Source organism: Chloracidobacterium thermophilum B, assembly GCF_000226295.1.
GTDB lineage: Bacteria > Acidobacteriota > Blastocatellia > Chloracidobacteriales > Chloracidobacteriaceae > Chloracidobacterium > Chloracidobacterium thermophilum.
Genome location: NC_016025.1, coordinates 653,047 through 677,957, shown reverse-complemented (window position 1 = coordinate 677,957; position 24,911 = coordinate 653,047). Strand labels below are relative to the sequence as shown.

The window sequence follows — 24,911 nt, the reverse complement described above, 5'->3', positions numbered from 1 at the left end:
TCACCCTGCCCCCGGGAACTGACCGTGCCGCATGCCGCCAGAGGTGGCGCTAGAGGATGAGATTGCCGGTGACGCTGAAAGCCCCGGAGGGCAGTTGCAGGGCTGCGGCCGACATAATCGGCAACCGCACACCAAAGATGGTCATATCATCGCGCTGTGGCTCATTCTGCTGGAACTGGCTCATCTCCTTTTCGAGCACAAAGCGCTGACCAGGGCAGGTCATCGGGGCGACTTCGCGCAACTTGTCGCGCAGGCGCCGCGCCCCATAGCGTTCGGACTGCAAGTTGGACTGGTCAGCATAGCCGTCCGTCGTCAGGTAGAGCATAGCCCCACGTGGCAGTTCGAGTTCGTGGTTGGTGTACCGCCAGCCTTCCCGTCTGCGACCGCCGCCAATCGTACGCCGGTCGCCTTTGATTTCCCTGAAGTCCCACCGCCGCTCGTCCTGTTGGGAGACGACGTACAGTGGGCGGCGCGCCCCGGCAAACGTGACTTTGGAGCCATCCAGCCGGCAGAGGCAGATTTCCATTCCGTCGTCAATGTCGAGCTGCTGGCTGGTCTGGCGCAGTGAGTGCAGTAGCCCATCGTGCAACTGTTCGAGAATCGTGCCGGGTGGGTGATGCGGGTTCTGGGCGACGATCTGGTTGAGCAGCGTCGTGCCCACCATCGAGAGAAACGCCCCCGGCACGCCGTGCCCGGTGCAGTCGGCCACCGCCAGGTAGAACACGGTGTGTTCTTCGTCCTTGACGATATGTGTCCAGTAGAAATCACCCGATACAATATCCCGTGGTTTGTAGATGAGAAAATACTGGGTGATAAGCGCGTCCAGTTTGGCCTCGGAAGGCAAAATGGCGCGCTGGATTCGCTCGGCATTGCGGATGCTGTCCAGCATGCGCATGTTCTGCCGACGGTATTCATCCCGTTCCTGTGCGACCTGTTTGACCCGCTCTTCCGAGGCTCCGCGCAGCGTCGCCAGATACCGCTCCAGATCGTGGATGAGCGTCTGGTTTTCCTGCCGCAGCGCGGCGACTTCGGCCGCAGCTTCCAGCGTCTGACGCGCGGCGAACACATCCAGCGGCAGACCGATGTAGCGGAAATCGCGCAGGGCATTCGGCGTTCCGAGCGCGCTGACGATACGGTTGGCTTCAATGAGCAGGATGCCTTGGGCGGTTTTGTGCCACTTGGCAAGGCCCCCCACGATGGCTTCGCCGGAGACCACGCCGGGGCAGTCGCCACACAGGATGATGGGGGCTGTGGCCCGGCCGGCCTGCTCCCGCAGGTCGGCTTCATTGGCCACCGACACGAACCTGAAGCGCGAGCCGAACGCCTGGCTCAGCTCGCGCCGGACACCTTCCGGGACACTAATGGTAAAAACAGTGACAGGTTGCGGTTGTTGGGATGGATGGTTCATCAAGCGCTCTGGCTGCCAGGGGTCACTGCATGGGGAACGACTCGCCCGCTTCCGCCATGGCGAGCAGGCGCGCCGGCGGGGTGAACCGTTCTCCGTACCTGGCGGCCAGGGCCTGGGCGCGTTCGACAAAAGCCCGAACGCCGTAGCCGTTGATGAACTGCAACGTCCCGCCGGTGTAGGCCGGGAAACCCCAGCCAAACAGGCTGCCGATGTTGGCATCCGCCACCGAACGCACCACGTTTTCTTCGAGGCAGCGAACGGTTTCAAGCGCCTGAATGAACAGCAACCGGTCACGAATATCCGCGAAGGGCAGAGGTGCCTGGGGCGGAAACAGTTCCCGCAGACCCGGCCAGAGGAACTTTTTGCCTTCGGGCGGATATTCGTAGAAACCGGCTCCGGCCGCCTTGCCAGCGCGCCCCTGGGACAGCATGGCGTCGAGGACGCGATTCGACGGCTGCTCCGGGATGGGTTTGCCTTCCGCTGCCAGATCGCGTTCCGTCTGCTGGCGCACGTAGTGCATCAGCTTCAGGCTCACTTCGTCCGAAACGGCCAGCGGGCCAACCGGCATCCCGGCCTGCATCCCGGCGGCCTCGATGACGCTGGCCGGCTGGCCTTCAAGCAACAGCGTCATTCCTTCCGAGGTGTAGGTGGCAAACACCCGCGAGGTGTAAAACCCACGCCGGTCGTTGACCACGATGGGCGTCTTTTTGATCTGCCGGACGAAATCAAAGCTGCGCGCCAGGGTTTCCGGCGAAGTCTTTTCGCCGACGATGATTTCAACCAGCGGCATTTTGTCCACGGGCGAAAAGAAGTGCAGCCCGATGAAGTTTTCCGGCCGCTCGGACACCTGAGCCAGACTGGTAATCGGCAGGGTGGACGTGTTTGAGGCAAAAATGGCCGTTGGCGCCAGTTGCGCTTCGGCTTCCTGGGTGGCTTCCTTCTTGACGGCCCGGTCTTCAAAGACGGCCTCGATGATGAGTTCACAGCCGCGCAGGTCTTCGGCCCTGGTCGTCGGGTGGATGCGCGCCAGTATCGCCGCCAGGTCGGCTTCCTTCATCCGCCCTTTCTCAACCCGTGGGCGGAGGACCTTTTCCGTGTAGGATTTGCCCTTTTCGGCCTGCTCCAGCGTGACATCCTTGAGAACGACCTCCAGCCCGGCCGTCGCGCAGGCGTAGGCAATGCCGCTGCCCATCATCCCGGCACCCAGGATGCCGACTTTGGAAAAGGTTGCCGGTGGAATGTCAGCCGGACGACTGCCGCCGCCATTGATCTTGTTGAGCTGAAACCAGAAGGCCGCGATCATGTTTTTGGCGACCTGCCCTGTAGCCACGTTCGCCAGGTAGCGCGATTCAATGCGGTCGGCCGTGTCGAAATCCACCAGCGTCCCTTCCACGGCGGCGCTCAGAATGGCCAGCGGGGCCGGGAAGTTCCCACGGGTTTTCTTGAGCAGCACGGCCGGAGCGGCCGTGATCATCTGCGCTACTTTGGGCGTCCGCACATCGCCGCCGGGCAGCCGGTAGCCCTTCGTATCCCACGGTTGGCGTGGTTCTGGATTGGCCTGAATCCAGGCTTTGGCCTTGGCAATGAGTTCTTCGGGGGTTGCCGCCAGTTCGTTGACGATGCCCAGCGCCCTGGCTTCCGCCGGAGAGAGCCGTTTGCCTTCGGTCAACAGCGGGAGCGCCGTTTCAAGCCCCAGCAGGCGCGTCAGGCGCGTGATGCCGCCGCCGCCGGGGATGAGTCCCAGGGTCACTTCCGGCAAACCCACCTGCGCGTCCGGGCGGTCAATGAGAATGCGGTAGTGGCACGCCAGCGCCAGCTCCAGACCGCCGCCCATCGCCGCACCATTGATAGCCGCGACAAAGGGTTTTCCAAACGTTTCCATGCCGCGAAAAATGCGCTTGACCTGCTGAATTTCCTGAAACAATGCCGCCGGATCACGCACTTCCAGCATCGGCTCCAGGTCGGCACCGGCCAGGAACGTCTTTTTGGCCGAGGTGATGATGACACCCGTCAGCTCGGTTTCGGCCTTGAGCCGGGCGAAGGTTTCCGCCAGCGCTGCGTTGAACTCGGCGTTGATGACGTTGGCCGACCGCTGCGGCATGTCCATTGTGATGGTAACAATGTTATCCGTGTCCTTTTCGTACCGAAACACCATAGGCTCCCTTTCTGGTCAGATTCTCCGCCTGGTCAGACCCGTTCAATGATGGTGGCAATACCCATGCCGCCACCGACACACAGGGTGATGAGCGCCGTGGCCTTTTGGCGACGTTCCAGTTCGTCGAGCGCCGTGCCGAGCAGCATCGCACCGGTCGCGCCCAAGGGGTGCCCCATCGCAATTGCCCCTCCGTTGACGTTGATCCTGTCGAGATCAACGTTCATATCGCGGGCAAATTTCAGGACAACCGAAGCAAAGGCTTCGTTGACTTCAAAGAGGTCAATGTCGGCCGTCGTCATCCCGGCCTTGGCCAGGGCTTTGCGCGTGGCCGGCATCGGGCCGGTGAGCATAATGGTTGGCTCGCTGCCGGTCACGGCCGCCGCGACAATCCGGGCGCGGGGCTTCAGACCAAGGGCTTCGCCCTTTTCGCGGCTGCCCACGAGCACCAGCGCCGCACCGTCCACAATCCCGGACGAGTTGCCGGCCGTGTGCACGTGCCGAATCCGCTCGACGCCGGGATAGCGCAACTGCGCCACGGCGTCGAAGCCAATCTCACCCATTTCGGCAAAGGAAGGCTTAAGCTGTGCCAGGGCTTCGAGCGTCGTGTCCGGGCGGATGTGTTCGTCGCGGTCAAGCACCAGCATTCCGTTGAAATCCGTAACGGGAACGAGTGAACGCTGGAAATAGCCATTGGCGGTCGCCTGGGCTGCGCGCTGGTGCGAACGCAAGGCATAGGCGTCCACGTCTTCGCGCGAAAAGTTTTCGAGCGTCGCGATCAAATCCGCCCCGATGCCCTGTGGCACAAACCGGAGCGTGGCGCTGACTTTGGGATCAAGCATCATCGGGCCGCCGTCGGAACCCATGGGCACACGGCTCATGGACTCCACGCCGCCAGCAATGACGAGGTCTTCCCAACCGGAGCGCACCCGCATGGCTGCGTGATTGACGGCCTCCAGACCCGAAGCGCAGAACCGGTTGATTTGCTGTCCGGCAACGGTTTCGGCATAGCCGGCATAGAGCGCCGCCGTCTTGGCAAGGTTGGCACCCTGGTCGCCAATGGGCGTCACGCAGCCAAGGATAATGTCGTCCACTTCGTCAGTGGCGAAGCCGTTGCGCCGCTGAAGCTCCCGCAAAAGCTGGGTGACAAGATCAATTGGCTTGATTTCGTAGAGCGCACCGGAAGCTTTGCCACGGCCGCGCGGGGTACGAATCGCGTCAAAGATGAAAGCGTCGCGCGTCATCAAAAAAGCAACCCCTTGTCGGTGAAGATGATTGAGGTCAAGGCAGCGACATCCTACACGAAGCCGGGCTGTCCAAACAGCCCTTTTGCCCCGTAAATCCAGCCCTTCGGCATCAGGTGCGGGTCTGTCCTTCGCCCAGAACGACAAACTTCTGCGTCGTCAGTTCGCGGGCACCCATCGGGCCAAAGGCATGGAGTTTGGTCGTGCTGATGCCGATTTCAGCGCCAAGACCGAGTTGTTGCCCGTCGGCAAAGCGGGTTGAGGCATTGACCACGACGGTGGAGGAGTCAATGTCGCGGAGAAAGCGCATGGCTGTCGCATGGTCGCGGGTGATGATGGCTTCGGTGTGCTGTGAACCGTAGGTCTGAATGTGCGCCACGGCGGCGGCATAGTCGTCCACGATTTTGACGGCCAGAATGTTGTCCAGAAACTCGCAGCCAAAGTCAGTGGGCTGTGCCGCCACGATCCGGTCGGACGCATAGCCCCGCTCGCGCAACGCCTGTTGGGTACGCTCACAGACGCGCAGCTCGACGCCGGCCGCCACCAGCGCCTGAACTGTCGGGAGCAGGCAGGTCTCGACGGCAGCCGCGTGAATGAGCAGGGTTTCGGTGGCATTGCACGTCGCCGGGCGCTGCGCCTTGGCGTTGACCACAACCGGGACGGCGATGGCCGGGTCGGCGCTGGCATCCAGATAGGTGTGGCAGACACCTTCATAGTGCTTGATGACCGGAATCCGTGAGTGCCCGGCAACAAAGCGGATGAGTTCCTTTCCGCCGCGTGGAATCACAAGATCAACGAGGTCATCACAGGCCAGCAACTCAGCCACCACGGCGCGGTCGGGCGTGGGGATGACCGTCACCAGCGCCGGCGGCAGACCGAACGATTCCAACACCGCGCCCATCAACTGCCCCAACGCCTGGTTGGAATGAAACGCCTCCGAGCCGCCGCGCAGCACGACGGCATTGCTGGCCTTGAGGCACAGCGCCGCCGCATCCACGGTCACATTGGGGCGCGATTCATAGATGATGGCCACAACCCCCAGCGGAATCCGCATCCGTCCCACGAGCAGGCCGTTGGGGCGCCGGCGCAGTTCGGCAATCTCGCCAACCGGGTCGGGTTGGGCGGCTATCTCCCGCAAACCTTCGACCATGGCAGTCAACGTTTTGTCGGTCAGCGCGAGGCGGTCCCGCAGCGGCGCGGCCAGCCCGGCGCGTTCAGCCGCAGCCAGGTCTTCCGCATTGGCGGCCTGCAGGCTGGCGCGCCGGGCGTCAATGGCATCGGCCAGCGCCAGCAGGACCTGATGTTTGAGGTTGGCATCGAGGGTGGCGGCCCGGCGGCTGGCTTGTTTCGCAGCTATGAGGTGGTGGCGTAGTTCAAACATACGGCAGGGCAAATCCAGATGGGTCAGTCCAGAAGACCAAGGGTGCGCAAATCGGTGCGTGGTTCGTCAAAGGAGCAGGAGCCGTAAGAGCGGCAAAAACTCTGCCGCGCCGCCGCGATAGCTTCGGTCGGAAGGGTCTGGCAGTGCCAGGTCACACCGGCGTCCGTGAACTGAAAGTTCGACACGTCTTCTTCGAGGAGCACCCGTTCGACGTTGTCCGGGGCCATGCCGTGCCAGGCGAAGGCGGCTGCCAGAAAGACGTTCAGAAAACCGTGCATGAGTCCCTGCGGGCTGTCAGGGGCGTAGGTCAGGGGATACATGGCGCGGATGGGATGATGGAGTCCGGCCGTGGCCTTGAACGGCACCCGCCAGTCAGCAGCGCGGAGGATGAAGCTCGCCACAGTTTCAGGCGAAGGGAACGCCTCGGCTGTCAGTCCGCCGGTGCGGATTTTGGCCCCAGCCCCCAACTCGCGCAACGTGCCCCACATCACTTCGCGCTCGTCCGTCGGATTCAGTTCGATGAAGACCTGAGCTGTGGGCCAGCGTTCCACGAGCCGCCGTACCACGGCCGGATCGTTGGTTTTGGCTTCGACCGCCACCACATGCAATCCGTCCGGGGGCAGATCGGTAGCTTCAACGAGCAGGCTGACCGGCCAGCGGAACGGTGGGTCGTCCGGCGAGGCCGCCATCTGGGTTGCCGACTGGAAAGCGCTGACCTGGCCGGCCGGGAGCACAAATGCCCCCAGCATCCAGGCATCGGCCGAGGTGCGGAAACGCCGGTAGTTCTCCACGGCGTTTGCCAAATCCAGCGCCGCCGGCGGGAACAGCCCGGCGTAGTCAATGAGCCGTGACAGCAGTGCTTGCAGCGAGGCGGTAGTCATGGATGGAAGACCCTGGAAGCTGAGAATTTGAGGACGAAGCGTGGTTGACGGCGCGCCGGATGAACGCCGCCGTCGCCGCCAGCGTGCGCCGTCCTTCCGGGATAAGGCGGCAGAAAATCGGCCACACATGCGGCAGGTCGGCTTCGATGTGCAACTCGACCGAAACACCGGCAGCTTCCGCACGTGCTGCAAGGCGGCGGGCATCGTCAAGCAGCACTTCGCTGGAACTGGCAAAGACCAGCAACGGGGGAAGCCCATGCAGGTCAGCGTAAAGCGGTGAAACCAGTGGGTGGTCGGGCGGTGTGTCCCCGGCATAAATGCGGCCGGCAAGGCGGATACCCGCGCCGTAAAACATCACATCCCGGTCGGTATTGGTTTCGAGCGTTTCACCCGTGCCGGCCAAATCCGTCCAGGGCGAGTAGAGCACCGCGCCAGCCGGTTGGGGCAGACCCAGCTCACGCAGCCGGACCAGGGTGGAGAGTGTCAGCCCCCCGCCTGCCGAGTCGCCGGCCAGGACGAGTTGGCGCGGGGCCATCCGCTGCCCTTCAATCAGCCAGCGGTAGGCGGCAACAGCATCATCGAGAGCTGCCGGGAAGCGGTGTTCCGGGGCCAGCCGGTAATCCAGCGCGAAGACCCGTCCGCGCAGAAGCGTGGCCAGCGTTACGGTGATGGGGCGATGGGTTCGTGGCGAACAGGCGACATAGCCTCCGCCGTGGAGATACAGCACTGTGGCGGGCGGATAGTCCGTCTTCCAGGCCAGCCACTCGCCCCGGATGACGTCGCCGTCCAGCGTGGTCAGGGATACGGTACGGATGTGCAGGTCTGCAGGAATCGCCGGCTGAACGTAGCCGGGCATGTGTCCCAGCTTCTGTCGCGCCTGACGCACGATCTGCATTTCGTCCTGCGAGGTTGGCTTGCGCTTGATTTTGAAGGCGATGAAGCGCGCGAGCGCTGCTGCCTGCCAGCTTGCCATAGGGGTTTTCGATACTCCACGTGACGGGCAATGGTATCGGCGCCTGGGGGGCAGACACCGCACGGGTACGGCCAGCGATCCTAGTCCGTTTTGACCAAACTTGCACCCTGTGGGGAAGTCGGTGCCGGTTCGGGAGCGGCCGGTACACCGGCTGGCTGTTCATGAGTCAGGCAGTGCAGGGTGCCCAGCCCCCAGACCAAATCCACGGCATGGATACCGCACACAGTCCGATTCGGAAAGCACTCACCGAGAAGGCCAAGCGCCACGCGGTCGTTGGGATCGTTGAACGTGGGCACGAGAACCAGCCCGTTGGCGATGTAAAAGTTGGCATAACTGGCTGGCAATCGCTGGCCGGCAAAGACGAGTGGGCGCGGCATCGGCAGACGGATGACTTCGGGACGTGAGCCGTCGGGCAGCCGGAAATCCTGCGCGCGCTCGTGGTTTTCCTTGAGCGCTGCGTAGTTGGCATCGCTGGCATCGGTTTCATCGCACAGCACCAGTGTCGTCGGATTGACGAACCGGGCCAGATCGTCCACGTGGCCGTGGGTGTCGTCACCGGCAATGCCTTTCCCAAGCCACCAGACGGTCGAAACCCCCAGGGTGTCGCGCAGTACGGCCTCCACTTCCGCCCGTGACAGGTGCGGGTTGCGCGGCTGCGTCACCGTATCGAGCAGACACTCTTCGGTCGTCATGACCACGCCCTGCCCATTGACATCTATGGCTCCGCCTTCCAGCACAACCGGTTGCCCTTTGGCATGCGGAACGAACACCGGAAAGCCAAGCTGCTTTGCCAGCCGCAGGGCCAGCTCGTCGTCGAGCCGGAAATCCGGGTATTTGGCCCAGGCGTTGAAACGAAACTTGCAGATGGCGGCTTCGCGTGCGCCGTCCCGGTCACGGACGACAAAGATCGGCCCGGCATCGCGCAACCAGCCGCGATTGGTCGGGACGCGAAAAAAGCGTACTTGGGCGAGGTTGGCCCCGACGCGCCGCAGCATATTCCGGGCCTGCGCCTGGAGCGTCGTATCCTGAACGACCACGTGAACCGGCTGCCGGTCGGCCAGCTTGCGGATGATTTCCCCGTAGGCCCACTGCACGGGCCGGAGCTTGCCCGGATAGTCCGTACGGTTGTGGGGAAACGCCAGCCAGGTGGCCGCCTGGGGCTCCCATTCGGCCGGATGACGAAAACCAAGGGCGGCCGGGGCCGCATCAAGGAGTTGCATGGGTGGTGCTTCCATTCCAGCGAACCAGTGAGGCATCAAGCCGTAAACCGACAATCGTGATGTCATCACGTTGCGCGGTGTGGCCCTGATGTTCGTCCAGCGCCGTTTCGAGCGCCGCCCGTTGCTGCCCGGCCGGGCGGGTGGCGATGTCGCGCAGGAGTTGCATAAGTGGACCCGTCTTGAACCGTTTGCCCTGGGCATCCGGTTGGTCGGCGAAACCGTCCGTGGTCAGGTAAAGCATCATCGGCGACGTGATGGCAACGGCGACGTTCTCGAAGTGACGTGGCTTGCGCGCCCGTCCCCCGATGGGATGCCGTGAGCCGGCATATTCGGTCAACTGTCCGTCGGCGACGGCATACAACGGACGGCGCGCGCCGGCAAACGTCACCCCGTCGGCCGTAAAGCGACAGATGCCGATGTCCATGCCGTCTTCCACGCTGACCGACTCGTGGCTGCCCTGCTTGAGGGCACGCTGCACACCGGCGTCCAGTTCGGCCAGAATGCGGGCCGGGTCGTCAATCTTGCGCTCGACGACGATCTGAGTGAGCAGATCGTTGCCGATGAAGGACATAAACGCGCCCGGAACGCCGTGGCCGGTGCAGTCGGCCACGGCCACCAGACAGGCCCGTTCGGTCTGGTGAAACCAGTAAAAGTCGCCGGAGACGATGTCACGTGGTTTCCACAGTGCAAAGGCCTCGGCAAAGGTCGCGTGCAGGTTTTTGATGTCCGGCAGCACGGCCTGCTGCATGGTTTGTGCGTAGCGCAGACTGTCTTCGATGTCCTGATTTTTCTGCTCCAGTTCATCGCGCTGCCGCTGCACTTCGACCGTCCGCTCGGCCACCATGTGTTCGAGATTGCGGTTGATGGCATCCAGCTCGTCCCGGTAGCGCCGCGCCACAGCCCCGGCCATGGTCAGGAGCAACGCCCCGAAACTGATTTCCACCAGGTAGCCCGCAACCGGGCCGGCGAACCACATGGCCACCGCCGACTGGGGTTCAACCATGGGCAGGACGATGGTTTTTGTAATCTGGACCGCTTCGGCCAGTATGATCAGCCCCATGGAAAAACACAGGGTTCGGGCGGCCACGTTGCCCCGCCACGCCTCACGTCCGACCAGAATGCTCGTGAAGCCCAACAGGGCGGCCACGGGAACGGCAAATATCAGACTGCGGACCAGACCTTGCAAAAACCAGCCGGGCAGGGCAAGCGTGCCCAAAATCACCAGGCCCAGCGTGATCTGAAACCAGCGCACCCACCGCGGCGGGGGAAGCTTGAGAAAGCTGAACAGGAAGCCAGTGCCCGTGATGAGCTGAAACTGGATGGAGACCACGTTGAGCTGGTTGTAGGCCAGCAGGGAGACGTACTGCTATCAAGAATGTGCGCAAAAGTGCGCACGGTTCTCTTCCTGCCCCGACGTGTCCTGTTGACCACCGTCGTATCTGACAGGCGTGACTTTCCCGACTACGGCGGGGACGGTCCCCGCCGCAGCGCCGCCATTGCTGGACGGACTCGCCACGGGTAGGGCAGTTTCGGTTGCCAGCCGTTTCAGGTTCAGCGCCGCATTGAGGTCACGGTCATGGTGCGCACCACATTGAGCACACACCCATGTTCGATCTCTCCATGTCAGCGCCTCGTTCTTCCAGCCACAGATGGAGCACAGTCGGCTACTTGGATACCAGCGATCAGCGATGGTAAGCTGAGTACCGTAGCGCCGGGCCTTGTATTCCAACGGCGAGCGCAACATCCCAAAACCCACGTCAGAGATGGCGCGGGCGAGTTTCTCGTTCTCCAGCATCCCTTTGACGTTTAAATCCTCGATCACCAACGCTTGGTTTTCGCGGCAGAGTCGAGTCGTGAGCTTGTGGGTGAAATCCGCTCGGATATTGGCAATGCGGGCATAGAGCCGTGCCAATATCGCAGCGGACTTCTGCCGGTTGTTCGATACCGGCAGGCGCGTTCCTTCAGGCAGGCGGGCATGGCGTTCAAATCCGGCTGCCTTCCTGGCGGCTTCCAGCTTGCGGCTGAGACGTCGGCTACGGATTTCCAGACGGCGCAGCGCTGCTTTGAGCGGCTTTGGCGCCTCGATGACTTCACCGCTGGAGATCGTTGCGGCAGCCTTGATGCCCAGGTCAATGCCGTTGACCTCGTGCGACGTGCGACGCCGATAAAATTGCGCATCAGGCACCTCGACCTGTATGGCCACAAACCAACGATCCGCGGTGCGAGAAACCGTTGCGCCCAAAATCCTGCCCGCGAAGCGCAGCTCCTTGGTCATGGCGACTTCACCGATCCTGGGCAGACGGATCGTCTTGCCTTCCAGGGTGAACTTGTCGTTGGCAACATAAAAGCTGTCGCGGCAACGACCCTTTTTCTTGAGCCGTGGCTCGTGCGCTTCTTTGCCCCCCTTGGCGAAGAACCGTTCCCAGGCTTTGGCGAGATTCCTGAACGGCTGGGCGTGGGCATCCCGGTGAATGTCTTGCAACCAAGGCCGACCGTTCTCATCGAGCCACTGCGGGTCGGTGTACTTGATGGCGTTGAACTGTTTTTTGAGCGCCATGGCGTTTGGCCTGCCGCCTGCCGCGTATTGCCTGTTCCACTCATTGAGCGCCCAGTTCCAAACACGCCGCGCCGTGCCGCAGGCGCGCTTGAAGCAGTCCACCTGCTCAGGAGTCGGACAAAGAGCGATCTTGTGGGTTGGTTGCATTGTTGGGCCTTTTTGACGTCATTCGCATCCTGTTTCAGCGCTTCATCCAACTTCTTTCGATAGTTCCTCAAACCGTACAGCCGGGACGAAAAACAGCGCACGATGGTCATTAAGTCTTGCACCATTTCCTGTTCGGGAGACAGCCGTTCCTGGTTGAGGACCAGCACTTCGCAGCCATGGGTTTGGGCGTAATGTTCGAACCACTCAAAGCCGAAACGGGTGAGGCGGTCCCGGTGAGCGAGGATCAGCATCCTGACTTCCCGTCGCCCGATCTCGTCCATAAGGGCCAGAAACCGCTTGCGCCTGAAGTCCAGCCCGCTGCCCACTTCCTCGATAAACCCGACCCCCGCCAATCCCTTCGCCACCACGAACTCTTCCAGCACTTTGCGCTGATTCGCCAGGTCCGGCTTCTGCGCCGCACTCGATACCCGACAGTAGGCGACAAGCTTTGTTGGCGCATGGTTGGCCTGCCGCAAACCGATGAACTCACGGATCTGCGTCTCAGTGTAGAGGCGGCGGTTGCTGTCCGTTCGGGCCACCGGAATCAGCCTTCCTTCGCGTTCCCAACGCTGCAACGTCTTGACCGAGACACCAAGGAGTTTTGCCGCCTTGCCTGTGCTTATAGTGCTTTCCATGAGCATTATTATACACTATCGCGTACTATACGGCAAGCTAGAGTCCGGCTCCAGCAAAAGATTGGCGAGCGAGAGCGAGTTCAGGGCGTAGCCGGCCGCAAACAGGCTCAGCCAGAGGTATTCCCGCTGACTGCTTCTCCCCTGGTAAACATAAAGGCTGAAGTAGAGATACAGATGATAGACGGCGAAAAAGCCAATGGTCAGGGCCGTGGCCACCCGCGCTATATCCCTTTGCATGCGTTCAGCGCGCAACTTCTGCAGATCGCGGTCAAGCCGGTCAGGATGACCAAGTTGGGCGCCGTAGAATGCCCCCCCTCTGACCAGCGGCGGACTCAGCTTTTCCCACGTCCGAATGGCAATGACGAGCCGGTTCTGACCACCGTAAGCTTCCGCCGGAATCCGCAGCGGCGCATAAGTAAAGCCATTGGGGAACGACGGCTGCGGCGCAAGGCGGCCAAGCTGGCCGACCTTGTGGCCATTGACATAGGCTTCATAGGCGGAGTGCGAGATGGCATGGGCGACCAGGAGACCCAACGGGGACTGGTCGGCAACAACCACCGTGGTGCGATACCAGCCGGGCCCGGAGCGCCACCCGGCTTCGGTGAAAGCCTGGGTGTCGAGGTGCAGCACCTTCCAGTCCCGGTCATCCAGGTTGGGGTCCGCCCAGCGCGGATCATCACCCGGCCGGTATTTCCAGACAGAAAGCTTCACCGGTTCATCCAGGGAGAGCGACGTCTCCGGCGGGGTCTCCGGCTGGGCCACACCCGAAAAGACGAGCCACAGCACCCAGAAGCCCGCCAGCCAACCCCTGCGCCACATGCTTTGCATCACGAATCGAGAAAGCGCCGGGTCAGCCCGTCGTAGGCTTCAATGCGCCGGTCACGCAGAAAGGGCCAGTTGCGCCGTACGTCTTCCAGTCGGGAGGGGTTGACCTCGGCGAGCAGGATGGTTTCTTCATCCGTCGGCGCCTCGGCCACGATCACGCCCTGGGGGTCGGCCACAAAGGAACTGCCCCAGAACTCCAGTCCGCCCAGCTCATCGGTTGGCGACGGTTCAAAGCCAATCCGGTTGACCGCCGCGACATACATCCCGTTGGCAATGGCATGCCCACGCTGCACCGTCCGCCAGGCGTCGCGCTGGGCGGCCCCGTGGGTTTCCTTTTCGTAGGGATGCCAGCCGATGGCCGTGGGATAAAACAGCACCGTCGCGCCGCGCAGCGCCGCCAGCCGTGCGCCTTCGGGAAACCACTGATCCCAGCAAATAAGCGAGGCTAAGCGTCCGTAGGGCGTGTCGAAGGCGACGAAGCCCAGGTCGCCGGGCGTGAAGTAAAACTTTTCGTAGTAGGCCGGGTCGTCGGGAATGTGCATCTTGCGGTACAGCCCGCGGATGTCGCCCCGGTCATCCACGAGCGCCACGCTGTTGTGGTAGAGGCCGGCCGCCCGCCGTTCAAAAAACGGCACGAAGAGGTACGTCCGCGTCTCCCGCGCCACAGCCTGCATTGCCCGCAGGGAAGGACTGTCGTCGAACGGTTCGGCGCGGTCAAACAGCGCCGTGTCCTCCATCTGGCAGAAGTAGGGCGACTGAAAGAGTTCGGGCAGGCAGATCACCCGCGCGCCCCGGTCGGCCGCTTCCCGGACGAAGTGCGCCGCCCGGTCGAGATTTTCCGTACGGTCGGCAGCGCACCGCATCTGCACGAGGCCAATCGTAAATGGCTGGACTTTCATCGTTGGTAACTCAGTTGGTAACTCAGGGCGCACGACTTATGGCGTCGGCGGGGGAATGGATTTCAGGAGGACGGGCCGCTTGGTGCTGCCTTTGGGCCGCCCGATAAACGGCACGTGAAACCGGTAGGTGGCCACCGAACAGAAGCCTTCGTTGCCTTCCTTGCAGAAGGTGACGGAAACCACAACATCGAACGCGCCCATGCCGTTGGCCGTCACCGTGTAGGGGATACTGACGGGAAACCGCAGCTTGGACGACGTGACCGCCATGGCCTTGGCCGGAATGGTCAGGCCTTCGGTGCCGGCCTCGATGCTGACAAAGTACCGCTGCTCGGCCGTGGGCGCGTACTTGAAGCCCGGCGGAAGCTGGATGTCCACGACGATTTCACCTGCGCCGGGCGTGAGGCGCTGGGTCGGGACGCCAATCTGCTCTTCGTTGGGCAGGGCGTCATCCTTGAGTTTGATGGGCGTCGGGGCCGTGAGTTTGTCAATGGCAAAGGTGCTTACCCGCGTCGGCTCAAACTCCACAAGCCGGATGACGTGGTTGTTCGTGTCGGCGACAAACAGTTTTCCGGCGGCGTAGGACAGCCCGCCGGGTTCGTGAAACAGCGCCGGCAGGTCATTCTGAAGCCCCGGCATGCCACTGCCGATGAGGTTCGAGACGAACCGCGTGCGCAGGTCAATGGTGCGCAGTTTGTGGTTGTAGGTGTCGGCGACATACAGCTTGCGCTCGGCGGCCGCCACGCCCAAAGGATGTTGGAACCGGGCATTTTCGCCCTTGCCGTTGGTGTCGCCGAAGTCGAACAGATCGCCGCCGGCCAGCGTTGTCACCTGCCCCGTTGCCAGATCGATGGCCCGCACGGCGCTGATTTCACTGTCGGCCACGTAGAGCCGCTTGCCGTCGGTGGACAGCCCCGACGGCTGGGCAAAAACAGCCGTCTCCAGTGTGCCGTCCTGCCGTCCTTCGGCGCCTGTGCCGGCATAAGGACCAACCACGCCGGTATCGAGGTTGTACTGCCAAATCTGATGCGCGCCGGCCATGGCGATGAACAGGGTGCGCTGGTGAATGGCCAGGTCCCACGGGGAACTCAAGCCGACACTCGTTCCTGGCCCGGTCTGCCGGCTGCGTTCGTTTTTGCCGGTGCCGGCAACGGTTTCAACCATCCTGGTTTTGAGGTTGACGCGCCGGAGGAGGTGGTTGCCCGTGTCGGCGACGTACAGGAAATCGCCATCGAGCGCCATGCCCTGGGGATACTGAAACTCGGCAAAGTTGTACGGCCCGTTCCGCGTGCCGGGTGCGCCGGAGCCGATGGTGTCGAGCACCTTGCCGTCGAAGCCGGCAACGACAATGCGGTGGTGGTTGGTGTCGGCAATGAACAGCCGCTGGCTGGCGGCGTCGGCATACACCTTGCCGGGAAAGCGAAGCGGGCTGTCGGTTTCCTGGAATGGCCGCGGTGTGATTTCAACCGGGTCCAGCTTGAGCGTTCCCTTTTTCCGGGCTTCAGCAATCAGGGCGGCAATGTCGCGGTCGAGTTCCTCGCGGTGGCCTTCGCCGGCGTAGCGGCTGGCCACGTAGCCATCCGGCGAAATGAGCACCAGCGTCGGCCAGGCGCGAACGGCATAGGCATTCCAGATGGCAAAGTTGGCGTCGTTGACGACGGGATGCCGGATGTCGTAGCGCACGACGGCCTGCTGAATGCTGTTCGTTTCCTTTTCGGTCTTGAACTTGCCCGAATGCACGCCAATGACCACCAGTTCGTTGGGATATTTGGCTTCAAGGGCTTTCAGGTCGGGAATGACGTGCAGGCAGTTGATGCAGCAGTAGGTCCAGAAGTCGAGCAGGACGACTTTCCCGCGCAGTTGGGCGAGCGACAGCGGGCCCGGAACGTTGAACCAGGCCATGCCGCCTTCCAGTTCGGGCGCGCGGACCGGGCCCATTTGCAGGGTCGGACGAGACAGGGAAGGTGAATCCGGCATCGGTGAAAACGCGGCCGCCGGCAGGGCGACGGGCAGCATCGGCAGAACAAAGCCCAGGAGCGTGATACAACATACCAGCCACAAGCGTTTCATGCGGCGCATGGTGCTGTGCCGCCGCCGGTCTGACAAGGCCGGAAGTACATCCGGGGAAGTGAAAGCCATGCACGAAGAAACCATCGAAATTGAAGGCATGAGTTGCAGCCACTGCATACAGGCGGTCGAGACGGCGCTGCGGTCGCTGGCCGGCGTCGAAGTGCGGCGGGTGGAAATCGGGCGCGCCGCCGTGGCCTATGACCCGGCAACCGTCAACCGGGCGCAGATTGCGGCAGCCGTCGAGGACGCCGGCTTTCAGGTGGTGTGATGCTGCCGCTGACTTCTGCTGCACCGGCGTCGTCAAACCCAGCGACACCGGCGGCCGAAATTGAAACGGCCGTCATCGGCATCAACGGCATGACATGTGCTGCCTGCGCCAGCCGTATCGAGCGCGTGCTGCGGCGGGTGGAGGGCGTAACGGCGGCGGCGGTGAGTCTGGCTGCCGGGCAGGCCGTGGTGACGTTCCAGCCGGGGATGACCGACCTGCCGGCCCTGCATGCCGCCATTGAAAAGGCCGGCTACGAAGTCGTCCCACCGACAGCGACCGAAGATGAGACAGCGGCCGATGAGGCGGCGATGCTGGAGCTGCGTCAACTTGGCCGGCAGGCGCTTGTTGCCGGGCTGCTGGCGCTTCCGCTGTTTGCCCTGGAGATGCTGCCGATGCTCATCCCGGCGCTGCATCATGCCCGGCTGGCCGTCCTGGATGAAGGTACGTGGCGCGGAATCGGCCTGCTGCTGGCGACACTGGTGCAGTTCGGCCCGGGATGGCGTTTTTACCGCGCTGGCTGGGCTGCGGCGCGCGTCTGGTCGCCGGATATGAACACGCTGGTGATGCTGGGGACGACGGCGGCCTACGGCTACTCCGTCGCCGTTGTGTGCTTTCCGGCGGCCTTTCCGCCCGGGACGGCGCACGTGTACTTCGAGGCGTCGGCAACCGTCGTGGCACTGGTACTGCTGGGCAGGTATTTCGAGGCGCGCGCCAGGGGGCGAACGGGCGCGGCCATTCGCCATCTGCTGGCATTGCAGCCAAAAACGGCCCAGGTCAGGCGCGGCGGGCAGACCTTCGAGCTGCCGGTGGCGCTGATCCATCCGGGTGATGAAGTCGTCGTGCGTCCCGGCGAGCGCATCCCCGTGGATGGGACGGTTGTGGAAGGCGCTTCTTTCGTGGACGAGTCCATGCTGACCGGCGAGCCGCTGCCGGTGGATAAGACCGTTGGTGCGGAGGTCATCGGCGGAACGGTCAACGGCCAGGGCTATCTCGTGGTATGCGCCAGTCGCGTCGGCGCAGAGACCGTGTTGCAGGGCATCGTCCGGCTGGTGCAGGCGGCGCAAGGGTCCAAGCCGCCCATTCAGGATGTCGCCGACCGGGTGGTACGGTGGTTCGTACCGGCGGTTCTCGGCGTGGCATTGGTCACGTTCGGTGTCTGGTGGTGGCAGGCAACCTTTGAGCTGGCTCTGGTCAACGCCGTGTCCGTTCTCATCATTGCCTGTCCCTGTGCCCTGGGACTGGCAACGCCGACCTCCGTTCTGGTCAGCACCGGCCAGGCGGCACGGCTTGGCGTTCTCTTTCGCAAGGGCAGCGCCCTGCAGATGCTGGACGAACTGCGGGTGGTCGTCTTTGACAAGACCGGCACGCTGACGGCCGGCCACCCTCGGCTGACTGACCTGCACGGTTGTGACCTGCCGCCGGAAGTGTCGGAAACCGACCTGCTGGGCTGGCTGGCGGCGGTGGAGAAGCCTTCGGAGCATCCCATTGCCCGGGCCGTCGTGGCGGAGGCCGAGGCGCGCGGCCTGCCGCTGCCGACGCCAACCGACTTCACGGCGCTGCCGGGGCAGGGCGTCACGGCAACGGTGGCCGGGCATCACGTGGCGGTGGGCACCGACCGGCTGATGGCGCATCTGAACGTGGCGACTGAAGCCGGCGCGCCGGTCATCGCTGAACTGGCGCGCGCCGGGAAAACGCCCATGTACGCGGCGCTGGATGGTCGCCTGGCGGCGGTGCTGGCCGTAGCCGATGAGATAAAGCCAACGGCGGCCGCGGCTGTGGCCCACCTGCGCGCCCAGGGGCTTGAAGTCGTCCTCGTCACGGGCGACCATCCGGCAACGGCCCAGGCGGTTGCCGCCCGCCTGGGGATTGATGAGGTGTTTGCCGGGGCGCGTCCGGCCGACAAAGCTGACATCGTGCGGAGGCTTCGGCAGCGCGGGCGGCTGGCTTTTGTCGGGGATGGCATCAACGACGCCCCGGCGCTGGCCGTTGCCGACGTGGGCATTGCCCTGGGCACCGGAACGGATGTGGCCATCGAGGCGGCAGATGTGATTCTCATGTCCGGTGATCCGGTCGGCGTTCTGCAGGCACGCGATCTGGCGCGGGCGACGATGCGCAACATCCGGCAAAACCTGTTCTGGGCTTTTGCCTACAACGTCGTGCTCATCCCGGTGGCGGCAGGCGTACTGTACCCTGCGTTCGGTCTGCAACTTTCACCTGTTGCGGCCGGCGCGGCCATGGGGCTGTCAAGCCTGTTTGTGCTGACGAATGCGCTGCGGCTGCTGAAATGGCGGCCGCGGGCCGTTGCCGCCCCGCTTCCCTGATCGGGGTCACTGTCCCAAGCCGAGCCACCGGCCTCCCTGATAGACGAGCAGGCTGCCGACGTAGGCCAGCACCGTCATGTAGGCAAACATCACCACGGGCCAGCGCCAACTGTTCGTCTCCCGCCAGGCGACGGCCAGCGTGGACATGCACTGCATCGCCAGTACGAAAAAGACCATCACCGACACCGCCACGAGAGGCGAAAACACCGGCCGCCCATCCGCGTGACGGTCGGCTTGCAGCGCCGCATGCAGCGCCTGGTTGCCAGCGGCGTCTTCGTCATCGCCGATGCCATAGACAATAGCCAGCGTTCCCACGAACACTTCCCGCGCCGCAAATGCCGAGATGATGCCGACGCCGATTTTCCAGTTGAATCCCAGCGGCGCAATGACCGGCTCGATGAGCTTGCCGGCCTGCCCGATGAAACTGCGTTCCCGCCGTTCGGCTTTTTCGAGCCGTTCGAGCACCTGAAGCCGGTCGGCCGCTTCTTCCCTGGACATCTGCCCGGTCTGGGTAATGGCTGCGCGCTCAGCGGCGTAGTCCCGGCTGAGTGCCACCGACCGGGGATGCGTTGCCAGAAACCACAGGACAATCGAGATGGCCAGGATGACCGTCCCGGCGCGGTAGAGAAACTGGCCGCCGGCGGAAAACATTGTCAGCAGGACGGTCCGTGGGGAAGGCAGCCGGTATGGGGGCAGTTCCAGAATAAGCGGTGGCGATGCTCCACGAATCAGGGTTTTCTTGAAAAGCCAGCCCATCGCCAGCGCCGCCAGGATGCCCAGGGCATACATGGCAAACAGCACGACGCCGGGCAGGGAAAACACCCCCCACAGCCGCCGGTCGGCCGGAAAACAGGCCCCAATCATCAGGGCATAGACCGGCAGCCGCGCGCTACAGCTCATCAGCGGCGCAATGAGAATCGTCACCAGCCGGTCTTTGGCGTTTTCTATGGTGCGCGTCGCCGTGATGCCCGGAATGGCGCAGGCAAAGGAACCAAGCAGCGGGATGAACGACTTGCCGCTGAGTCCCACCCGGCGCATCAGCCGGTCCATGATGAACGCCGCCCGCGCCATGTAGCCTGTGTCTTCGAGCAGGGCAATGAACAGGGTCAGGATGAGAATCTGCGGAAGGAAGGTAACAACCGCGCCAACGCCAGCAATGACGCCGTCCACCACGAGGTCGTTGAGTTCGCCGGCCGGGAGACGTTCCCGGACGAGCGCGCCCAACCGGTCCATCATCCAGCCGATGGCATCCATCGGCACCTGCGCCCAGGTGAAGATGCTCTGGAAGATGAACAGCATCAGGCCGGCAAACAGTACCGGCCCCCACAGGCGATGCGTGACGATGGCATCAATCCGGTCGCTGGTGGTGCGTTGAAACTGGCCCGGTTGCTGGATGGCCGCCCGGCACAGGGTTTGAATCCAGCCGTAGCGCCCTTCGGCCTCGGCGCTCCACCACTCGATGCCCATGGCTTCCAGCCGTTCCCGCGCCGCCGCAACAGCCGCCTGGATGTCCGCCGGTGGCGGCGTGTCGTCTTCGGCCGGCTCGTTGAGCAGCAGCCGGATGGCTTCACCTTCGGCGGCGGCATCCGTTGCCCACCGGCGCTGGCGCAGTTGTTCCGCGAGTGCCGAAACTTCGGCTTCGATGACCTGCGGGAGTCGCCACTGCCGGGTGGGTACCGCAGGCAACGGCCCGACGAGTTTCCGGCGCAGGGTTTCAAGCCCGATGCCCTTGCTGGCGACGATGGGCACGACGGGAATTCCCAATCCCTGGGAAAGCCGGTCGAGATCGAAGACGAGACCTTTGGCTTCTGCCAGGTCCATCATGTTGAGCGCCAGCCAGACGGGCCGCCCCAGTTCCATGACCTGCGTGACAAGGTACAGGTTGCGTTCCAGGTTGCTGGCATCGGCAATGGCCAGAATGCCCTCCGGCGGCGGCGTGTCGGTCTGTCGTCCCAGAACGACATCGCGCGTGATGCGTTCGTCCAGCGAACGCGCTGAAAGGCTATAGACCCCTGGCAGGTCAATGAGGGTGACTTCCGTTTCGCCGACGGTCAGGCGGCCTTCCTTTTTCTCGACCGTGACGCCCGGATAGTTGCCGACCTTCTGGCGCAGGCCCGTCAGGGCATTGAAAAGCGTCGTTTTGCCAGAGTTGGGGTTCCCGACCAACGCCAGCCGGCGGGAAGGTGTTTCGTCACTCACGAACGTTACTCACCTGGGGAGACTTCAATGGCAGCGGCCTCGTCCTTGCGCAGCGACAGCCGATAGCCCCGCAGCTCGATTTCCAGCGGATCGCCCAGCGGGGCAATGCGGATGAGTTTGACCACAACGCCGGTCGTCAGACCCATTTCCTGGAGGCGCTGGGCAACGGCCCGCCCGCCCCGGACGCGCTCGACGCGGGCCGTCGCACCGATGGCCAGGGCATCGAGTGTCATGGCAGGCGCTCCACGAGAATGCCCTGCGCCGTATGGCGGTTGAGGGTCATCCGTACGCCGAGCACGGAACACACCAGCGGATCGCCGTCCGCAATGACACGCACTTCAGAAGTCTCACACAGCCCGCGCTCCCGCAGGGTTTCCGCGCCGTCCATGTCGAGCAGCCGCCGGACGCGCACGCGCTCGCCGGCCGGGACATCGGCCAGGGTTTGGGGTGTGGCGGAAGTTGCCGAGGAAGGGCGTAAGGCGGCAAGCCAGCGTTTCATAGGTCAGGGCATACCTCGGTCGTCGGCATCACGTGGCCGGAGGCCACCATGGCAGCCGTCAACCGTAAGTGAAATGAAAACTGTTTTCAAGTTGTTCCGTCCAGATGCCGTCAGCGTCTGGCGTCGAGGCCGAGCGTGGTGATCTGCTGCGCCCGCAACCAGCGATAGACCAGCAGGAGGCCGACGATGGCGGCAAAGGCCAGCGGCATGGTCGTATCGGCTTTGACAAACAGGTAGAAGTGGATGACGCCAGCCACGGCTGCCACGTAGGTCAGGCGGTGCAGGCGTTTCCAGCGCGCCGCGCCCAGCCGCTTGATCATCCGGTTGGTGGATGTGGCCGCCAGCGGAATCATGACGAGAAAACCCAGCATGCCGAACAGGATGAACGGCCGGCGCAGGACATCCACACCCACGGCCGCCAGGTCAAACATCTTGTCGAACCAGACATAAGCCGTGAAGTGCAGGCTGGCATGGAAAAACGCCAGCAGTCCCAGCGTGCGCCGCAGCCGGATGAGCCAGGGCGGACCAAACCAAGCCACCAGGGGGGTTACTGTCAGGGTCAGGGTCAGAAAGACCAGCGCCAGCCCACCGGTCAGGCGGAGGATGAACTCCAGCGGGTTTGCCCCAAGCTGGCCCAGGAATCCGTCCCATCCGCACAGCGCCAGCGGAAACAGTCCGTTGAGCAGCACCAGCCGCTGCGCAAAGGCTGGGTCAAACAACGTTGCTGTCGTCGGTTTTGGATTGGATGGCTTCAACCGATCAGCTCCCCGGTGGATTTGGCCCGGTGGCGTCGGGCCAGCGGCGATGTGGCCTGGAGGGCCGCCACCAGATCATGGATCGTGAAGGGCTTGCCCAGGTAGTCGTCCACGCCGGCGGCAAAGGCGGCGCGGCGTTCTTCCTCCAGCACCGCCGCCGTGAGCGCGATGAAGCGTGGACACATATCTGGCGCCAGTGCCGCCCGCACTTCCCGGACGGCTTCCAGTCCGTCTTTTCCCGGCATTTGTACGTCCATGAAGACCAGGTCGTAGGGTTTTTCACAGGCGACCGCGCCCAGGATGGCTTCCACCCCCTCGATGCCATCCGAGGCGGTATCGGGCTGATACCCCAGTTTTTCGAGCATCCGCACAGCCAGCTTCCGGTTGACGACATTATCTTCGACGACAAGCACCCGCAGGGGATGCTGCTGCCCAAGAGTGGCATCAAACAGCGGTTGGGGCGTGCTGGGCGCTGGTTCGGGACGCGGTGCAAGCAGCTCTTCCAGTTGGCGCTGAAAGCGCGTCAGACGGATGGGCTTGGGCATCATCGCGGACGGCGCAAACGTGCTGAGCTGCGCCTTGAGACTTTCTTCCATCGTTGAACCGAAAAACAGAATCGGCGTCCGGGCATAGGCTGGTTGCCTGCGGATTTCTCTGGCCAGGGTCAGACCGTCCATGTCGGGCAACTGCACATCGAGAATGAAGATGTCCACTTTGGTGCCCGGTTGTTGCAGGCAGTGCAGAGCTTCGGCGGCCGACGCTGCCATCAGCGGCAGGGCGTGCCAGGCGCGAAGCTGGTACTCCAGAATGTGCCGGTTGGTCGCGTTGTCATCCACCACGAGGGCGATTTTGTTTTCGAGTTCGGGCAGCGAGCCGCGGACGTACACCCGTGGCTGGTTGGGAGCGGATTCACACGGTAGGGTGAAGTGGAAGGTCGTCCCCCGTCCGACTTCGCTTTCAAACCAGATGTTGCCGCCCAGCATTTCGACCAGGCGTTTGGAGATGGCCAGTCCCAGACCTGTGCCGCCATAAACCCGGTAGGTCGTTTCCGTTGCCTGTTCGAAATCCCGAAACACCCGGCCGTGGGCTTCGGGCGGGATGCCAATGCCGGTGTCGCGCACATCCACCCGCAGTTCGTAGCGCCGGGGTCGGTCGTTGGCGGTAAGTTTGGTCAGGCTTGGCTCGTCATCGTCGAGTGGTTCGGCGCTGACCGTCACGACGACTTCGCCCTGCTCGGTGAATTTGATGGCGTTGCTGAGCAGGTTGAGCAGCACCTGCCGGAAGCGTGTCGGGTCACTGACAATCGTGGTCGGGACGTTGTCTTCGATGAGGTAGGCCACATCCAGCCGCTTGCGGCTGGCCGGTTCGGCAATGACATCCAGTGTGCTTTCAATGCACTCACGCAGATCAAACGGCGTCTGCTCGATGTGGAGCGCGCCGGCTTCGATTTTCGAGAAGTCCAGAATGTCGTTGAGGATGACGAGCAGGCTCTCGGCGCTGGAGCGGATGGTTTCCAGGTATTCGCGCTGTTCGCCGGAAAGCGGCGTGCTGGCCAGCAGGTTGGACATGCCGATGACGCCGTTCATCGGCGTGCGAATCTCATGGCTCATGTTGGCCAGAAAAGCTGATTTGGCGCGGGCTGCGGCCTGGGCGGCATCACGGGCCTGTTCCAGCCGCCGGTTGAGGCTGGCCAGACGGTCGCGCGCCAGCGAAATTTCACGGATGACGGCGGTCGTCTGTTTCAGCGCCCGGCGGACGATGAAATTCCCCTCCAGAGTGAAGATGACCAGCACCACGCCCAGCCAGACCCACCCGAAGACCTGCACCTGCACGCGGCACGCATTCGATCCGGCTTCGAGTTCATCAACGACGGTTTCCATCCTGGCCAGAAACAGCCGTTGGTGTTTCAGGACAGTTTGAACCTGCTCCGGTGTGGGTGGGCGGGGCAGGCCCGTGGCATCCGTCGTGGCCAACACCTGCTCCAGCGTGCTGACCATGGCGTTGAAGTGGGGCAGGGTGGACTGAAGGGCCGCACGGGAGGCCGGCGTGCTGCACGCCGTCAGGCCGGTTTCGGAGTTGCCATCCTGGAGCGTCTGGTGGGCCGCTTTCCACTGCTTGAGGGTGTCCCGCAGTTCGTCAAGGTAAGCCTGGCGTTCCGCTGGCGTCGCTGCGACCTGCCAGGCCAGAAGGCACTTGGTCAGCCGTTGGCTGCGCATGCGCTGGCGACCGGCAATGTTGATGATGCGGGCGTCGTCGCGCTGCCGGTGAATGAAGGTCTGTACGGCAACCTGCCCGGCAATCATCAGAGCCGTGAGCGTCAGCAGCAGAACGGCATACAACCCCCGAAGCCGCCGCACCTGTGCCAGGTTACGTTGGAGAGCCGCACTGTCGGGAGTCCAGGAGGGATCGGAAGGCATAACGGGCAAGGTGTGCGGCAGTGAAGGCAGGCCGGGTGTATCTGGGGGGACTGTAATCCGCCA

19 protein-coding genes and 1 pseudogene are annotated in these 24,911 nt (G+C 63.3%); 2 read left to right on the top strand and 18 right to left on the bottom strand.

All coding sequences use genetic code 11. From position 1 onward, the window contains the following. Positions 1-49 precede the first annotated feature (49 nt). The 13 genes and pseudogenes from CABTHER_RS13895 to CABTHER_RS13840 form a co-directional block, all read right to left on the bottom strand. Positions 50-1,408, bottom strand: coding sequence for a PP2C family protein-serine/threonine phosphatase (locus tag CABTHER_RS13895; RefSeq protein ID WP_014101307.1), 1,359 nt, complete (start codon positions 1,406-1,408; stop codon positions 50-52). A 22-nt stretch (positions 1,409-1,430) separates the two neighbouring features. Further along, entirely contained in the window at positions 1,431-3,563 is a 2,133-nt protein-coding gene (locus CABTHER_RS13890; protein ID WP_014101306.1) for a 3-hydroxyacyl-CoA dehydrogenase NAD-binding domain-containing protein, read from the bottom strand. Between the two features lie 32 nt (positions 3,564-3,595). Beyond that, the gene (locus CABTHER_RS13885) at positions 3,596-4,804 is read right to left on the bottom strand and encodes an acetyl-CoA C-acetyltransferase (protein ID WP_014101305.1); all 1,209 of its coding nucleotides are present in this window, start codon (positions 4,802-4,804) and stop codon (positions 3,596-3,598) included. A gap of 112 nt (positions 4,805-4,916) precedes the next feature. Continuing rightward, positions 4,917-6,185 carry a glutamate-5-semialdehyde dehydrogenase gene (locus CABTHER_RS13880; protein WP_014101304.1) on the bottom strand — a complete coding sequence of 423 codons (1,269 nt, stop codon included), beginning with the start codon at positions 6,183-6,185 and terminating at the stop codon, positions 4,917-4,919. A gap of 23 nt (positions 6,186-6,208) precedes the next feature. Continuing rightward, positions 6,209-7,066 carry a hypothetical protein gene (locus CABTHER_RS13875; protein ID WP_014101303.1) on the bottom strand — a complete coding sequence of 286 codons (858 nt, stop codon included), beginning with the start codon at positions 7,064-7,066 and terminating at the stop codon, positions 6,209-6,211. After that, the gene (locus CABTHER_RS13870; RefSeq protein ID WP_014101302.1) at positions 7,023-8,039 is read right to left on the bottom strand and encodes an alpha/beta hydrolase; all 1,017 of its coding nucleotides are present in this window, start codon (positions 8,037-8,039) and stop codon (positions 7,023-7,025) included. Before CABTHER_RS13870 ends, CABTHER_RS13875 begins: the two co-directional genes overlap by 44 nt. 80 nt (positions 8,040-8,119) lie before the next feature. Continuing rightward, positions 8,120-9,259, bottom strand: a complete 1,140-nt coding sequence (locus CABTHER_RS13865) for an agmatine deiminase family protein (protein ID WP_014101301.1) — start codon at positions 9,257-9,259, stop codon at positions 8,120-8,122. Next, complete coding sequence (locus tag CABTHER_RS13860) at positions 9,246-10,589, bottom strand: SpoIIE family protein phosphatase (RefSeq protein ID WP_014101300.1); 1,344 nt, start codon at positions 10,587-10,589, stop codon at positions 9,246-9,248. The genes CABTHER_RS13865 and CABTHER_RS13860 overlap by 14 nt, the downstream gene beginning before the upstream one ends. A gap of 39 nt (positions 10,590-10,628) precedes the next feature. Next, positions 10,629-11,963 (bottom strand): RNA-guided endonuclease InsQ/TnpB family protein, encoded by a 1,335-nt coding sequence (locus tag CABTHER_RS13855; protein ID WP_041570009.1) that lies wholly within the window; start codon positions 11,961-11,963, stop codon positions 10,629-10,631. Further along, positions 11,957-12,604 (bottom strand): annotated as a pseudogene (locus CABTHER_RS16825) (IS607 family transposase); the annotation flags it as partial. The pseudogene CABTHER_RS16825 and the gene CABTHER_RS13855, both read right to left, overlap by 7 nt. A 9-nt stretch (positions 12,605-12,613) precedes the next feature. Then, positions 12,614-13,417, bottom strand: coding sequence for a beta galactosidase jelly roll domain-containing protein (locus CABTHER_RS13850; protein ID WP_187288446.1), 804 nt, complete (start codon positions 13,415-13,417; stop codon positions 12,614-12,616). Positions 13,418-13,425: 8 nt separating this feature from the next. Continuing rightward, on the bottom strand, positions 13,426-14,322 hold the full coding sequence (locus CABTHER_RS13845) for a carbon-nitrogen hydrolase (RefSeq protein WP_014101297.1): 897 nt from the start codon (positions 14,320-14,322) through the stop codon (positions 13,426-13,428). A 36-nt stretch (positions 14,323-14,358) separates the two neighbouring features. Further along, a complete protein-coding gene (locus CABTHER_RS13840; RefSeq protein ID WP_187288445.1) occupies positions 14,359-16,458 on the bottom strand; it encodes a thioredoxin-like domain-containing protein in 2,100 nt (699 codons plus the stop codon). Here CABTHER_RS13840 and CABTHER_RS16820 point away from each other — a divergent pair. Together CABTHER_RS16820 and CABTHER_RS13830 are read left to right on the top strand one after the other, a co-directional pair. After that, positions 16,457-16,657, top strand: a complete 201-nt coding sequence (locus CABTHER_RS16820) for a cation transporter (protein WP_041570007.1) — start codon at positions 16,457-16,459, stop codon at positions 16,655-16,657. The genes CABTHER_RS13840 and CABTHER_RS16820 overlap by 2 nt on opposite strands. Continuing rightward, entirely contained in the window at positions 16,657-18,978 is a 2,322-nt protein-coding gene (locus tag CABTHER_RS13830) for a heavy metal translocating P-type ATPase (protein ID WP_014101294.1), read from the top strand. The genes CABTHER_RS16820 and CABTHER_RS13830 overlap by 1 nt, the downstream gene beginning before the upstream one ends. A gap of 6 nt (positions 18,979-18,984) precedes the next feature. Here CABTHER_RS13830 and feoB read toward each other — a convergent pair whose 3' ends face one another. From feoB to CABTHER_RS13805, 5 genes are all read right to left on the bottom strand, one after another. Further along, entirely contained in the window at positions 18,985-21,177 is a 2,193-nt protein-coding gene (gene feoB, locus CABTHER_RS13825) for a ferrous iron transport protein B (protein WP_014101293.1), read from the bottom strand. A 5-nt stretch (positions 21,178-21,182) separates the two neighbouring features. After that, positions 21,183-21,410, bottom strand: a complete 228-nt coding sequence (locus tag CABTHER_RS13820; RefSeq protein ID WP_014101292.1) for a FeoA family protein — start codon at positions 21,408-21,410, stop codon at positions 21,183-21,185. Next, positions 21,407-21,676 carry a FeoA family protein gene (locus CABTHER_RS13815; protein ID WP_014101291.1) on the bottom strand — a complete coding sequence of 90 codons (270 nt, stop codon included), beginning with the start codon at positions 21,674-21,676 and terminating at the stop codon, positions 21,407-21,409. Before CABTHER_RS13815 ends, CABTHER_RS13820 begins: the two co-directional genes overlap by 4 nt. Positions 21,677-21,786: 110 nt before the next feature. Further along, positions 21,787-22,431 (bottom strand): protein-methionine-sulfoxide reductase heme-binding subunit MsrQ, encoded by a 645-nt coding sequence (locus CABTHER_RS13810; protein ID WP_014101290.1) that lies wholly within the window; start codon positions 22,429-22,431, stop codon positions 21,787-21,789. Continuing rightward, complete coding sequence (locus tag CABTHER_RS13805; RefSeq protein WP_081464958.1) at positions 22,428-24,848, bottom strand: hybrid sensor histidine kinase/response regulator; 2,421 nt, start codon at positions 24,846-24,848, stop codon at positions 22,428-22,430. Before CABTHER_RS13805 ends, CABTHER_RS13810 begins: the two co-directional genes overlap by 4 nt. Between the last annotated feature and the right edge of the window lie 63 nt (positions 24,849-24,911).

Excerpts from the sequence above, each read along its gene's own strand:
- CABTHER_RS13805 (WP_081464958.1), bottom strand. The coding sequence starts at position 24,848 with ATGCCTTCCGATCCCTCCTGGACTCCCGACAGTGCGGCTCTCCAACGT.
- CABTHER_RS13840 (WP_187288445.1), bottom strand. The coding sequence starts at position 16,458 with ATGGCTTTCACTTCCCCGGATGTACTTCCGGCCTTGTCAGACCGGCGG.
- CABTHER_RS13850 (WP_187288446.1), bottom strand. The coding sequence starts at position 13,417 with ATGTGGCGCAGGGGTTGGCTGGCGGGCTTCTGGGTGCTGTGGCTCGTC.
- CABTHER_RS13815 (WP_014101291.1), bottom strand. The coding sequence starts at position 21,676 with ATGAAACGCTGGCTTGCCGCCTTACGCCCTTCCTCGGCAACTTCCGCC.
- CABTHER_RS13820 (WP_014101292.1), bottom strand. The coding sequence starts at position 21,410 with ATGACACTCGATGCCCTGGCCATCGGTGCGACGGCCCGCGTCGAGCGC.
- CABTHER_RS13895 (WP_014101307.1), bottom strand. The coding sequence starts at position 1,408 with ATGAACCATCCATCCCAACAACCGCAACCTGTCACTGTTTTTACCATT.
- CABTHER_RS13865 (WP_014101301.1), bottom strand. The coding sequence starts at position 9,259 with ATGCAACTCCTTGATGCGGCCCCGGCCGCCCTTGGTTTTCGTCATCCG.
- CABTHER_RS13830 (WP_014101294.1), top strand. The coding sequence starts at position 16,657 with ATGCTGCCGCTGACTTCTGCTGCACCGGCGTCGTCAAACCCAGCGACA.
- CABTHER_RS16820 (WP_041570007.1), top strand. The coding sequence starts at position 16,457 with ATGCACGAAGAAACCATCGAAATTGAAGGCATGAGTTGCAGCCACTGC.
- CABTHER_RS13880 (WP_014101304.1), bottom strand. The coding sequence starts at position 6,185 with ATGTTTGAACTACGCCACCACCTCATAGCTGCGAAACAAGCCAGCCGC.
- CABTHER_RS13870 (WP_014101302.1), bottom strand. The coding sequence starts at position 8,039 with ATGGCAAGCTGGCAGGCAGCAGCGCTCGCGCGCTTCATCGCCTTCAAA.
- CABTHER_RS13885 (WP_014101305.1), bottom strand. The coding sequence starts at position 4,804 with ATGACGCGCGACGCTTTCATCTTTGACGCGATTCGTACCCCGCGCGGC.
- CABTHER_RS13890 (WP_014101306.1), bottom strand. The coding sequence starts at position 3,563 with ATGGTGTTTCGGTACGAAAAGGACACGGATAACATTGTTACCATCACA.
- CABTHER_RS13845 (WP_014101297.1), bottom strand. The coding sequence starts at position 14,322 with ATGAAAGTCCAGCCATTTACGATTGGCCTCGTGCAGATGCGGTGCGCT.
- CABTHER_RS13855 (WP_041570009.1), bottom strand. The coding sequence starts at position 11,963 with ATGCAACCAACCCACAAGATCGCTCTTTGTCCGACTCCTGAGCAGGTG.
- CABTHER_RS13875 (WP_014101303.1), bottom strand. The coding sequence starts at position 7,066 with ATGACTACCGCCTCGCTGCAAGCACTGCTGTCACGGCTCATTGACTAC.